Source organism: Salmonella sp. SAL-020 (assembly GCF_017372215.1).
Classification (GTDB): Bacteria; Pseudomonadota; Gammaproteobacteria; order Enterobacterales; family Enterobacteriaceae; genus Salmonella; species Salmonella enterica.
Genome location: NZ_CP071690.1, coordinates 2,375,920 through 2,387,668, shown reverse-complemented (window position 1 = coordinate 2,387,668; position 11,749 = coordinate 2,375,920). Strand labels below are relative to the sequence as shown.

At 48.9% G+C, this 11,749-nt stretch carries 13 protein-coding genes; 9 read left to right on the top strand and 4 right to left on the bottom strand.

Annotated elements, in window-relative coordinates; all coding sequences use genetic code 11:
* The first annotated feature begins 77 nt into the window (after positions 1 to 77).
* Positions 78 to 617 (top strand): 50S ribosomal protein L7/L12-serine acetyltransferase, encoded by a 540-nt coding sequence (gene rimL / locus J1G48_RS11530; RefSeq protein ID WP_000229301.1) that lies wholly within the window; start codon positions 78 to 80, stop codon positions 615 to 617.
* On the opposite strand, the gene ydcK is transcribed toward rimL, so the two are convergent.
* Positions 614 to 1,594 (bottom strand): YdcK family protein, encoded by a 981-nt coding sequence (gene ydcK / locus J1G48_RS11525; protein ID WP_000599083.1) that lies wholly within the window; start codon positions 1,592 to 1,594, stop codon positions 614 to 616. The two genes, rimL and ydcK, sit on opposite strands and share 4 nt — an antisense overlap.
* A gap of 106 nt (positions 1,595 to 1,700) precedes the next feature.
* Here ydcK and tehA point away from each other — a divergent pair, with 106 nt between their 5' ends.
* The 3 genes from tehA (at position 1,701) to J1G48_RS11510 (ending at position 4,121) form a co-directional block, all read left to right on the top strand.
* The gene (gene tehA / locus J1G48_RS11520) at positions 1,701 to 2,714 is read left to right on the top strand and encodes a dicarboxylate transporter/tellurite-resistance protein TehA (RefSeq protein ID WP_001244002.1); all 1,014 of its coding nucleotides are present in this window, start codon (positions 1,701 to 1,703) and stop codon (positions 2,712 to 2,714) included.
* Positions 2,701 to 3,297 carry a tellurite resistance methyltransferase TehB gene (gene tehB, locus J1G48_RS11515; RefSeq protein WP_000218283.1) on the top strand — a complete coding sequence of 199 codons (597 nt, stop codon included), beginning with the start codon at positions 2,701 to 2,703 and terminating at the stop codon, positions 3,295 to 3,297. Before tehA ends, tehB begins: the two co-directional genes overlap by 14 nt.
* Positions 3,298 to 3,452: 155 nt before the next feature.
* Complete coding sequence (locus J1G48_RS11510; RefSeq protein WP_001259025.1) at positions 3,453 to 4,121, top strand: DUF3313 domain-containing protein; 669 nt, start codon at positions 3,453 to 3,455, stop codon at positions 4,119 to 4,121.
* A 53-nt stretch (positions 4,122 to 4,174) separates the two neighbouring features.
* On the opposite strand, the gene J1G48_RS11505 is transcribed toward J1G48_RS11510, so the two are convergent.
* Positions 4,175 to 5,353, bottom strand: a complete 1,179-nt coding sequence (locus tag J1G48_RS11505) for a benzoate/H(+) symporter BenE family transporter (RefSeq protein ID WP_001238503.1) — start codon at positions 5,351 to 5,353, stop codon at positions 4,175 to 4,177.
* A gap of 92 nt (positions 5,354 to 5,445) precedes the next feature.
* On the opposite strand from J1G48_RS11505, the gene J1G48_RS11500 reads away from it, so the two are divergent.
* Both J1G48_RS11500 and J1G48_RS11495 read left to right on the top strand, forming a co-directional pair.
* Positions 5,446 to 5,982, top strand: a complete 537-nt coding sequence (locus J1G48_RS11500; RefSeq protein WP_000369539.1) for an XRE family transcriptional regulator — start codon at positions 5,446 to 5,448, stop codon at positions 5,980 to 5,982.
* Between the two features lie 78 nt (positions 5,983 to 6,060).
* Entirely contained in the window at positions 6,061 to 8,025 is a 1,965-nt protein-coding gene (locus J1G48_RS11495; RefSeq protein ID WP_001249745.1) for a U32 family peptidase, read from the top strand.
* On the opposite strand, the gene J1G48_RS11490 is transcribed toward J1G48_RS11495, so the two are convergent.
* Entirely contained in the window at positions 8,026 to 8,256 is a 231-nt protein-coding gene (locus J1G48_RS11490; protein WP_000956438.1) for a DUF2554 family protein, read from the bottom strand. It lies immediately after the preceding gene.
* A gap of 273 nt (positions 8,257 to 8,529) precedes the next feature.
* Positions 8,530 to 9,480 carry an SPI-2 type III secretion system effector SifB gene (gene sifB, locus J1G48_RS11485; protein WP_001122940.1) on the bottom strand — a complete coding sequence of 317 codons (951 nt, stop codon included), beginning with the start codon at positions 9,478 to 9,480 and terminating at the stop codon, positions 8,530 to 8,532.
* Between the two features lie 536 nt (positions 9,481 to 10,016).
* On the opposite strand from sifB, the gene J1G48_RS11480 reads away from it, so the two are divergent.
* The 3 genes from J1G48_RS11480 to J1G48_RS11470 all read left to right on the top strand — a co-directional run bounded on the left by J1G48_RS11480 (position 10,017) and on the right by J1G48_RS11470 (position 11,707).
* Positions 10,017 to 10,415 (top strand): hypothetical protein, encoded by a 399-nt coding sequence (locus J1G48_RS11480; protein ID WP_000747901.1) that lies wholly within the window; start codon positions 10,017 to 10,019, stop codon positions 10,413 to 10,415.
* 32 nt (positions 10,416 to 10,447) lie between these two features.
* Positions 10,448 to 10,678: a hypothetical protein gene (locus J1G48_RS11475; protein ID WP_001597849.1), complete on the top strand. Its 231-nt coding sequence runs from the start codon at positions 10,448 to 10,450 to the stop codon at positions 10,676 to 10,678.
* Positions 10,679 to 10,936: 258 nt separating this feature from the next.
* Positions 10,937 to 11,707 carry a M15 family metallopeptidase gene (locus J1G48_RS11470; protein ID WP_000237717.1) on the top strand — a complete coding sequence of 257 codons (771 nt, stop codon included), beginning with the start codon at positions 10,937 to 10,939 and terminating at the stop codon, positions 11,705 to 11,707.
* Positions 11,708 to 11,749 lie beyond the last annotated feature (42 nt).

Below are 11,749 nucleotides of genomic sequence, written 5' to 3'. Positions count from 1 at the left end.
CGCTCATATCACCTGCGGGTTATCGGTAAACCAGGCTATTTATGTGATCACGACCAACAACGAAGAAGGGCAACGCGATGGTGGAAATTATTCCTGTTAGCACGACGCTGGAACTGCGAGCGGCAGATGAAAGTCATGTTCCGGCGCTGCACGAACTGGTACTCAAAAACAAAGCGTGGCTACAACAGTCGCTCGACTGGCCGCAATATGTCACGTCGCAGGAGGAAACGCGTAAGCATGTGCAGGGTAATATACTGTTGCACCAGCGTGGTTACGCCAAAATGTACCTGATTTTCTGCCAGAATGAGATGGCGGGCGTACTCTCATTTAATGCCATTGAACCGGTAAACAAAGCCGCCTATATCGGTTACTGGCTGGATGAGTCCCTCCAGGGACAAGGGATAATGTCGCAATCATTACAGGCGCTGATGACACATTATGCCCGGCGCGGCGATATTCGGCGCTTCGTCATTAAATGCCGCGTTGATAATCAGGCCAGTAACGCGGTCGCACGGCGCAACCATTTTACGCTGGAAGGCTGTATGAAACAGGCAGAGTATCTTAACGGCGACTATCACGACGTTAATATGTATGCCCGCATTATTGATGCGGATTAAAGGGAACCGACTAAGGGGGTACGCGTAATACGATCCTCGCCATTGATCACTTTTGGGCCGCGCAGGTGAATAGTATTGCCGTCAAAGGCTATCACCGCCGCCCGTCCGCTAATCTCGACCTGGTGCTCAATCAGAATTTCGCCCTGTATACAGGCATGGCCTTCAATCAGCACGCGGTCGTCCAGTAAAATCGGGCCTCCGCGTACCTCAGCATGTCCGCCTACCAGCACATGATGTTTTAACACACAGTTGCCTTCGATTAACGCATGTTCCGCTACCTGCGAGCTGTAGCGAAGGGTAGGGATCGCATCTTCCTCTGTACCGGCGATAACCCGCGCATGGCCATAGACTTTGGCGCAGTCACAGATCCAGACATTATTGTCTTTGTTGCCTTCGATGAGCGCGAAATCAAAGACCTCCGCCCGGTGCTCAATAAAAGCGTGTGTGATAGTGGCGTCGCCATAAAGCTGTACCTGATGGACAATCCGCGAATGGTTCACGGTGGCGCGATCGTAAATTTGTAAAATCTGCGCATGTTCATGCGTTAGTCCCTGAACGGCGAGAATTTCTGACTGGTTTAACACGCGGGCATCGCCATAAATCGCACACTCTCCGCGCACGGAAGAGGACTGAATGGTGACGTTGTCACTTATCCGTGCGCCATCGCTGATATCAGCGCGATCAACCCAGACGTTATCGCCTATTCGCACGTTATTGTAGAGCGTGCACGGCAGCGTGATACGCGCGTTACCCGTAATTTCCGTGCCCGCAAAGGCCATCGCGTTTTCATCATAAATCCAGCAATCCCCCTGTTGTGACAGCACATTATCGGCATCAACCCAGCCGCCGGAGGTTCCGGCTTTAACATCGTTAAAATCCGTTACGGCAATAACTTGTCGTAATAAGACGCTTTTCTTCTCACCGTCTACCTGATAAGTAAAAGCACGAGGTTCTTCACTCAGTCGATATTTGATCATAGGGAAATTCCGTGTGAACGATTAAGATAACCGTAGCAAAGGTACTGGCGGAACAACCAGAAATTCCATAAAATGCATTTCAAATATACTTTATAAATTAAACAAAATGCGTAATCACAAGCAGAGCGATCGCGTGCTCAATCTGCCTGCGGGCTATTTTGGCATCGTCCTTGGCACTATCGGTATGGGATTCGCCTGGCGTTATGCCAGCCAGATATGGGGAATAAGCCACTGGCCCGGCGACATCATGGTGATCCTGGCGATGATTATTTGGGCACTCTTGACCCTGGCGTTCCTTAGCCGTCTGGTGCGCTTTCCCCATAGCGTGATGGCTGAAGTGCGACATCCGGTAATGAGCAGTTTTGTCAGCCTGTTTCCCGCCACCACGATGCTGGTCGCGATCGGTTTCGTTCCCTGGTATCGCCCGTTGGCCGTTGCGCTATTCAGCGTGGGGGTCGTCATACAACTGGCGTATGCCGCCTGGCAGACGGCGGGACTTTGGCGCGGAGCGCATCCGGAAGAAGCGACAACCCCGGGGCTTTATCTGCCCACGGTAGCGAATAATTTTATCAGCGCTATGGCCTGTGGAGCGCTCGGTTACAATGATGCCGGACTGGTGTTTTTAGGCGCAGGCGTCTTTTCGTGGTTAAGTCTGGAGCCGGTTATTTTGCAGCGACTGCGTAGCTGCGGCGAATTACCGGCGGTGCTGCGTACGTCGCTGGGTATCCAACTGGCGCCCGCGCTGGTCGCCTGTAGCGCCTGGCTGAGCGTCAATGGCGGGGAGGGCGACACGCTGGCGAAAATGCTATTCGGCTACGGTCTGTTACAGCTTTTATTTATGCTGCGATTAATGCCCTGGTATTTATCACAACCGTTTAATGCTTCCTTCTGGAGTTTTTCGTTCGGCGTTTCCGCGCTGGCGACCACGGGGTTACATCTTGGTCACGGTAGTGAATCAGGGCTTTTCCATATTCTGGCCGTCCCGCTGTTTATTTTCACTAACGCTATTATCGCTTTATTGCTGGTTCGTACATTTCTATTGCTGGTGCAGGGGACGTTGCTTATTCGCACTGAGCGCGCTGCACTGTTGAAAACGGAGGAAAAAAATGACCGTTCGTGACGAAAATTACTTTACTGAGAAATACGGTTTAACCCGCACGCATTCGGATGTGCTGGCGGCGGCAAAGGTTGTCGCGCCAGGCCGAACGCTGGATTTGGGATGTGGCAATGGCCGTAATAGTCTGTATCTGGCCGCGAACGGTTATGACGTTACCGCGTGGGATAAAAATCCGGCCAGTATGGCTAATCTTGAGCGTATTAAAGCGGCAGAAGGGCTGGATAATCTGCAAACCGACCTTGTCGATCTGAATACATTGACCTTTGACGGTGAGTACGACTTTATTCTCTCGACGGTGGTTATGATGTTTCTTGAGGCGCAAACCATTCCCAGTTTAATTGCCAATATGCAACGCTGCACAAAACCCGGCGGGTATAATTTGATTGTTGCGGCAATGGATACGCCGGACTTTCCCTGTACGGTGGGATTCCCGTTTGCTTTTAAAGAAGGCGAATTACGCCGCTATTACGAAGGATGGGACATGCTGAAATACAACGAAGATGTCGGCGAGCTTCACCGCACGGACGAAAACGGCAACCGTATCAAACTGCGCTTTGCTACGATGCTGGCGAGAAAAACGGCCTGAGCGATGCAAGTTCTGTAAGTCTCGCTGCGTTCGGCATTTTTTTGTCGGGCGCTGCGTTCAAATTGTGCTGTCGTTACCATTTTTAGTGCATCCAGAATGATTTCGTTTTGCTATTATTTCCTTTGCATCATTGCGAAGACTAAAGGGATCGTTTCATGCGTACTCATACTTTATTTAAAGTTGCAGTGCTTACTGGCTTGCTGGCGTTATCCGGCTGTGCGTCTAAAGTCACACAGCCGGATAAGTATTCTGGATTCTTAAAAAATTATTCGGACCTGCAGGAAACTACCTCCGCCACGGGGAAACCGGTGTTGCGCTGGGTAGATCCACATTTCAATGACTCTAACTATGACAGTATTGTTTACAATCCGATAACATACTATCCCGTCCCCAAACCAACGACCCAGGTCGGGCAGCAAGTTCTTGATAAACTGCTGGCTTATACGAACACTAAAGTAAAATCAGCAATTGAACAGCGCAAACCGCTGGTCACGACGCCAGGGCCGCGCAGTTTGATTTTCCGCGGGGCGATTACGGGCGTGGATACCAGCAAAGAAGGGCTGCAATTCTATGAGGTGATCCCTGTAGCGCTGATTGTGGCGGGCACGCAAATGGCGACGGGCCACCGGACCATGGATACCCACCTCTATTTTGAAGGTGAGCTGATAGATGCCGCGACCAACAAGCCGGTCGTCAAGGTAGTACGCCAGGGTGAAGGTAAAGACCTGAGTAACTCCAGTACGCCAATGGCGTTTGAGACGTTGAAACAGGTCGTGGATGATATGGCGACGGATACCTCTATGTTTGACGTTAACAAAAAATAATTCTGCGGCGCCATCGCAAGATGGCGCAAACCCCGGCAGATTAGCGGTCACCATCAGCCAGACAACGATGGGCGGCGCGTTCTCGTTAATACTGCATAGCCTATCCCGCCAGCGATCAACCCCCAGAATGCCGATCCGATGCCCATCAGCGTTAGCCCGCTGGCGGTGACGAGAAATGCGATAACTGCCGCGTCACGCTCACTTTCGTGAGTAAGCGCCTGATACAGGCTACCGCTAATCGTACTTAACAGTGCCAGACCAGCCAGCATTTGCACCCAGCTAACCGGCAGGGCGACCATCAGCCCGGTTATCGAACCGCCAAACCACCCGGCAAGTAAATAAAAAACGCCTGCGGCGGCGGCCGCTAACCAGCGACGCGTTGGATCGGGGTGCGCGTCCGGGCTTTGACAAATGGCGGCTGTAATGGCGGCAATGCAGATAGAATAAACGCCAAATGGCGAAAGCAGCAGCGCCAGCAATCCGGTAAAAATCATTAACGGAGAGACAGGAAGCTGATAGCCAGACGCCTTCATTGTGGCGACGCCGGGGGCGTTTTGCGATGCCATCGTCACCAGGAAGAGCGGTACCGCGACGCTCAGGCTTTGAGCGAATGAAAAGTGGGGGGGAACGAAGGTGGGCCACACCGGCGCGAAATGAATACCGCTCATCGCCACCTTACCCTGGATGAGCGCCACCGTTATTCCCATCACCATGGCAGCAATAACGGCATAGCGGGGCGCGAATACTTTAAAGAGTAGCCACGCCAATAGCATACCGCCGCACATGACAAACTCTCCGTTGAGCGTCCCGAACGCCTGCAGGCCGAAGCGTAGCAGTATTCCCGCCAGCATTGCAGCGGCAAGAGAATGGGGGATTATCCGCATCAAACGCGCAAACAATCCCGTGACGCCGCACAGCACAATCAGGGCATTGGCGACAATGAATATGCCCACCGCGTCTGGCAACGATAATCCCTGAAGCCCTGTTACCAACAGAGCGGCGCCAGGCGTTGACCAGGCGGTTAAAACCGGCGCACGATACCACAAGGTTAACGTTAGTGTGCTTATGCCCATGGCTATACCGAGGGCGGTCATCCAGCCGGCGATCTCTGCGGGTGTTGCGCCAGCGGCAAGCGCCGCCTGCCAGATAATGGCGGCGGAACTTGCATAGCCGACCAGAACGGCGACCAGACCGGATAATACAGTAGGTAACGGCAGTGATAACAGACGCATGATCGCCTCTTGTGCGTTATAACGGTCAGTCAATGTAGCATTGTGCGTTATAGCGTACAAGTGATACGCTATGGCCTTACTGGGGGGGGAAAATGGATAACCTGACACACTATCTGGCGACCACGTTAAGAATGTTACGCCATCAGCGAGGCTGGAGTTTATCGCGTCTGGCGGAGATCTCCGGCGTCTCAAAAGCCATGTTGGGGCAGATAGAGCGTAATGAATCCAGCCCGACAGTCGCAACGCTGTGGAAAATTGCGACGGGCCTGAACGTTCCATTCTCAGTGTTTATTTCGCCGCCGCAGGCCGAATTTCCTCCGACCTTCGATCCCCAGCAGCAAGCGATGGTAATCACACCGTTGTTTCCATGGGATCCTGAACTCTGTTTTGACTATTTTTCCCTATTGCTGGCGCCTGGCGCGGTCAGCGAATCAACGCCGCATAAAGCCGGCGTTGTCGAACATGTGGTGGTGATTCAGGGTCGGCTGGACATGTGTACTGGTGGGGTATGGCAAACCATAGACGCCGGTAAAGGATTGCGTTTTGCCGGTGATATGGCGCATACCTATCGCAATAGCAGTGACCAGACGGTTCATTTTCACTCGCTGATCCATTACCCGCGTGGTTAAGCGGGAAAACTATTTCGTTAGTTTGCGCTTCTGACTACAATAGCCGCCATTTCGCTGCTATTGGATAAGAAAGACTGTATGCGCCAGCAACCTCACTATCTCGAATTATTAAGTCCGGCCCGTGACGCCGCAATTGCTCGCGAAGCGATTTTGCATGGCGCAGATGCCGTCTACATCGGCGGACCCGGTTTTGGCGCACGTCATAACGCCAGTAACAGTCTGCGCGATATCGCCGATCTGGTTCCGTTTGCTCACCGTTATGGCGCCAGGATTTTTGTCACGCTGAATACTATCCTGCATGATGATGAGCTGGAGCCCGCGCAGCGGTTAATCACCGATTTGTACGACACCGGGGTGGATGCGCTGATTGTGCAGGATATGGGCATTCTGGAACTGGATATCCCGCCGATTGAGCTTCACGCCAGTACACAGTGTGATATTCGCAGCGTGGAAAAAGCGAAGTTTCTTGCCGATGTCGGTTTTTCACAGATTGTACTGGCGCGCGAGCTTAATTTGAGTCAGATAGCGGCTATTCATCAGGCTACTGACGCCACGATTGAGTTCTTCATTCATGGCGCGCTGTGTGTCGCTTATTCTGGGCAGTGTTATATCTCTCATGCGCAAACCGGGCGCAGCGCCAATCGGGGCGACTGTTCGCAAGCCTGTCGCTTACCGTATACGTTAAAAGACGATCAGGGGCGGGTGGTCTCTTACGAAAAACATTTGCTATCGATGAAAGATAACGACCAAACGGCTAACCTCGGCGCGTTGATCGATGCAGGCGTACGTTCCTTCAAGATTGAAGGGCGCTATAAAGACATGAGCTATGTCAAAAACATCACCGCGCATTATCGTCAGATGCTGGACGCGATTATCGAGCAACGTGGCGATCTGGCGCGTGCGTCGGTTGGTCGGACCGAACACTTTTTTGTTCCCTCCACGGAGAAAACTTTCCATCGCGGCAGCACCGACTATTTTGTTAACGCGCGTAAAGGTGATATTGGCGCATTTGATTCACCAAAATTTATTGGCTTGCCGGTAGGTGAGGTGCTGAATGTGGCGAAGGATTATCTCGACGTAGAAGCTACGGAGCCGTTGGCGAATGGCGATGGTCTGAACGTGTTGATTAAGCGTGAAGTGGTAGGTTTTCGCGCCAATACGGTGGAGAAAACCGGTCATAACCGCTACCGCGTTTGGCCAAATGATATGCCTGCCGACCTGCATAAAGTCCGTCCGCATCATCCGTTGAATCGTAATCTGGATCATAACTGGCAGCAAGCGCTGACAAAAACCTCCAGTGAGCGCCGTGTGGCGGTTGATATCATGCTGGGCGGCTGGCAGGAACAGCTTATTCTGACGCTGACCAGTGAAGACGGTGTCTGCATCACGCATACGCTTGACGGGGTATTTGAGGAAGCCAACAACTCTGAAAAAGCGTTGAATAACCTAAAAGCCGGACTGGCGAAGCTGGGACAGACGCCTTACTACGCGCGTGATATGCAGGTGACATTACCGGCGGCGTTGTTCGTGCCAAATAGCCTGCTCAATCAGTTCCGTCGGGAGGCGATTGATATGCTTGACGCGGCGCGGCTGGCCCATTATCAACGAGGTCGTCGTAAACCCGTGGCGCAGCCTGCGCCGGTCTATCCGCAAACGCATCTCAGCTTTCTCGCTAATGTCTACAACCACAAAGCACGGGAATTTTATCACCGTTACGGCGTACAATTGATTGATGCGGCCTATGAGGCGCATCAGGAGAAGGGCGAGGTACCGGTCATGATCACCAAACACTGCCTGCGTTTTGCGTTCAACCTTTGTCCAAAGCAGGCGAAAGGAAATATTAAGAGCTGGAAAGCCACGCCGATGCAGTTGGTGCATGGCGATGAGGTACTGACGCTAAAATTCGACTGCCGCCCTTGCGAAATGCATGTCATTGGCAAAATTAAAAACCACATCTTAAAAATGCCCCAGCCCGGCAGCGTTGTCGCTTCAGTGAGCCCTGAAGCGCTGATGAAAACGCTGCCGAAGCGCAGGGGCGTTTAATTAACGAAAATAGCTTTCTGGTTTGCGCGATTTCTGCCAGTTGTGGTGCTCGCGCAAGCCTTCCGCGGATTCTTCCGCTGCCGCCCGTAATTCATCGCTGTCGGCTTCGTGTCTAAGCTGGTGCCCTCCCGTCGCAAACCATACGAACGCGTGGTCTTGCTGTTTCGCCAGTAACTGGCCTGAAAACAGCGCACAGGTCAGTAAAACTACTGATAACGTTTTTGTAAGCATCATGCCACCTTCCAGTTACGTCGTGAGGCTATGATGCCAATAATTTCTTTGAGTTATTATTCCACACTTCAAATTAGCGAAAACGGTTTGTCAATAAGTGCGATAAGTTGTATGAGAAAATATACTTATACTCAGTATATCAATTATAAAAATAACGAGCCAATTCGTTCCATAGTAAATCCATTATTCCCTGGGAGTATATATTTAAAGTTATTGTATTAGATGGTTTTGGTATTGCCAGGGGATTGTAAATCCATACTATTTATGGTGTGATCAACTCTGGTGATGAGCCTCATTTTTTGTTGTTTCAACGAGTGAAGATAAATCTTCAGAAAAAAGGCTGTTATGAACTTGTAGCGCTACATATTCAGTAAGCTCGTTTAAACATAGCAGGCCATGAAAGGAACTTTCTTCCAGCATATTCATTAGTATCTCATTCTTAAACAAACATGAATAAACAATTTGAGTAACTGAGCTTTGTGCATAATTTGGTTCAAACGCTGCATTCTTTAAGTTAGTATTCTCAATAACCTTTGCGGCTATTTTGTTTTTGATAGCGTCGTCAATAGGTGGTACATCTGCCTGGGCAATGCCCAGATTAATCCTGGAGGAGATGGCGGCTTTTCTTTCCTGTTCCTTCCAGTCACATAAATTACCCTTTTCTGCCATGGCGATAAGCGTCTCTTTTATATTTTTTAGGTCAACGGGAAATGTTATACCGCCGGATAGCGAGAGTAGTAACCGCTCAGGGAACAAGCAACATAGCTCTTCACAAACATAAGTGCTAGCTTTTATAGTAATATCAGAATATCTTTTCAGGTGGGCAGGCTGAGTATCAACACAGAGCACTGTTCTATTCATTATATCATAATAGTAGTGATCCTGACGTATCACAATGCATAACGGAATATCTTCGCCATCTTTAATAAAGAGATTTGTATATTGACACTCAGCATCTTTATAGTGCTGAAAATGGAAATTTCCTCTGCATGACGGAGATGATAATTCATATAACGCGCAAAATAAATCAAATAAACGTTGCGCGTCAGGCGGAGAGGCAACATCACATAATTCCTTTATATATTGATCGGCAGTGGATCTTTGCGTGTCACAAAAAAAATCTTTAATCCTTTCCCATAGTAACGTAAAGAAGGAGCGTTGAGAGATAGCACTTTGAGAAAACATCTCACTCTTTAAAAATCCTCTCCCGATAGTAATTGGCATAATGTAGACCACAAGTGATTATATGATACTTCATTACTGGAATAGGTGGTATTCGAAATATTATCCCATGTTGCCCATCGGTTTGCCTATCGGTGAAACACCTGATTTTTGCTTTGTCCTGAACCGTCAACATTATTGTTCAATTGTTCAAATCGACCCGTAGCTTTAGTCATGCCCACGCCTCCTGGCCATGAAATATGTCAGATAAAACGAATGAAAGTAAAACGGTTTTCTTAATTCTCACATCATCATGTACTATGAGTAATGATTAATTACGCACTATATTATTTTTAGAGAAAGTAAATAGTTGCTCAACCGTGTAGAAATTGTCTTATAAGAAGTTAAACTAAAAGTATTATTAGGCTAACAACAATGAGATGTTTAGCGGTAGGGCAGAAGGCCAATACTGATAGTGCTTATGATATAAATACCTTACTCTTTAGTTTTTGTCTTAATTATATTTGTTGTAACGATTAGCTGACGGCTTTATTTCCAGTTGGGCGATAAAATTATAAAAACCTGCGAGGAGGCTCAAAATGAAGAAATCAGATGGTGAAATTCACGAAAAGACAGCATCCTGGGGCATTTTGCAGTCAGAATGGCTAAGAAAATGTGGACGGCTATTATTGCTGTTACTTTACCGTTTCGTTATCGGATGGGCTTTTTTTCAATTACTTGCCATGATCGTGGCAGGGATATTTTTGTTAGGCGTCTTATTATTTCATCCCATAATATTTGTACAGACTATCGCAATCACTGAGAAGTTAAATCATGCTTCGCTTGATTTATGGCATATCCTTAAGTTATGCCTATGGCATTACGGTATCATCGCAGGGTTTATTTTTATGGCGGAGTGTACGTTAAGTAAAAGTATACGGCAGGTTCAGCGCTTGTCCAAAAAATTTGGGGCACAGGATTTTTCTTCACGCCCGTGATCCGCCGCTGCAACCTGCGGTCTTACTGAATAATGGCTATGACCAGCAGACCGAATTATCTCGGTTCGAGGGGGATTCTATGTGTTTGCACAACTGCAGTGAATCGTAATTTCAGTGCATTATCGCCGACAATCGACGTGTTCCTCACTAATTGCCTTCCTGACTATATAGTGGTCTTATCTTTGGCGAAACAATGTTATTTAGTTATGGAAGGCGACAACAACTGTACTACTGATTATCAAATGACCTTTCTGGTCAGGTAGACTCGCCTTTGTGAAAACACATCGTTATCTGTGCTCCTGAGACTCACTCCCTTGCCGCCTTTACGCAACTCGAATTATTTTGGGTATAGAACAGGAGGCGCAGTGGTCGTATAAGCAAAATATAAACTCTCCGTTTGTGATAAGGCACAGATTACAGGGGGAATGATGTTTATTTTAACCATCTGTTTAAGCGGTGTCCGCTAATCTTTACCTGCTCAAATACATAATCACCCCTGTGACTCTCGCGAGGTGTAACATATGGTAAAATGCGTATCTTCTTTCCTCCTGTTCAGCCTGTTGTCCGTTCAGGCAATGTCAGCTGAAAACCATATTGATCTCCACCAGCCAAAAGACTTTGTCGATATTACTACGGTCGCCCCCGACGTACAGGTAGACATGCGATACTTCAGTTCCCATAACTTTATTGGTCGCCCCATTAAAGGCTATAACGCGCCTGTTTGCCTGTTAACACGACCAGCCGCGAACGCAGTGAAGCAGGTCGCCGATCGTTTACGCCCCTTCGGACTTACCTTAAAAATATATGATTGCTACCGTCCGCAAAGCGCAGTGAACGACTTTATCGCGTGGGCCAAAGATCCTTCTCAAAACCAAATGAAAAACGAATTTTATCCGCAGGTAGAGAAAAATCGTCTGTTTGAGGAAGGTTATCTTGCCGCCAGATCCGGCCACAGTCGGGGAAGTACGCTTGATCTAACGATTGTTCCACTTGACAGTAAAATACCAATATACGATCCCGGACGACCACTGGTGAATTGTACTGCGTCCGCGGCGCAACGCTCGCCAGATAATAGTCTGGATTTTGGTACCGGCTTTGACTGTTTTAGTCCGTTATCCCATCCCGATAATGTCATGCTTACCGCTCAGCAACGCGCAAATAGGTTGTTATTACAAACATTGATGCGTGATGCGGGTTTTACGCCACTGGATACTGAATGGTGGCACTTCTCTCTTACTCATGAACCATACCCGAACACTTGGTTTGACTTTCCCGTTAAGCAGAGACCCTGAAACGGCGTTTTGTTGCGAAATCTAATCATTACGCCTGTTGGA

Bases quoted from the DNA above. Each gene is read 5' to 3' on its own strand.
- J1G48_RS11495 (WP_001249745.1), top strand. From the start codon at position 6,061: ATGCGCCAGCAACCTCACTATCTCGAATTATTAAGTCCGGCCCGTGAC.
- ydcK (WP_000599083.1), bottom strand. From the start codon at position 1,594: ATGATCAAATATCGACTGAGTGAAGAACCTCGTGCTTTTACTTATCAG.
- rimL (WP_000229301.1), top strand. From the start codon at position 78: ATGGTGGAAATTATTCCTGTTAGCACGACGCTGGAACTGCGAGCGGCA.
- J1G48_RS11470 (WP_000237717.1), top strand. From the start codon at position 10,937: ATGGTAAAATGCGTATCTTCTTTCCTCCTGTTCAGCCTGTTGTCCGTT.
- J1G48_RS11500 (WP_000369539.1), top strand. From the start codon at position 5,446: ATGGATAACCTGACACACTATCTGGCGACCACGTTAAGAATGTTACGC.
- J1G48_RS11475 (WP_001597849.1), top strand. From the start codon at position 10,448: ATGGCTATGACCAGCAGACCGAATTATCTCGGTTCGAGGGGGATTCTA.
- J1G48_RS11505 (WP_001238503.1), bottom strand. From the start codon at position 5,353: ATGCGTCTGTTATCACTGCCGTTACCTACTGTATTATCCGGTCTGGTC.
- J1G48_RS11490 (WP_000956438.1), bottom strand. From the start codon at position 8,256: ATGCTTACAAAAACGTTATCAGTAGTTTTACTGACCTGTGCGCTGTTT.
- tehB (WP_000218283.1), top strand. From the start codon at position 2,701: ATGACCGTTCGTGACGAAAATTACTTTACTGAGAAATACGGTTTAACC.
- J1G48_RS11480 (WP_000747901.1), top strand. From the start codon at position 10,017: ATGAAGAAATCAGATGGTGAAATTCACGAAAAGACAGCATCCTGGGGC.
- sifB (WP_001122940.1), bottom strand. From the start codon at position 9,480: ATGCCAATTACTATCGGGAGAGGATTTTTAAAGAGTGAGATGTTTTCT.
- tehA (WP_001244002.1), top strand. From the start codon at position 1,701: ATGCGTAATCACAAGCAGAGCGATCGCGTGCTCAATCTGCCTGCGGGC.
- J1G48_RS11510 (WP_001259025.1), top strand. From the start codon at position 3,453: ATGCGTACTCATACTTTATTTAAAGTTGCAGTGCTTACTGGCTTGCTG.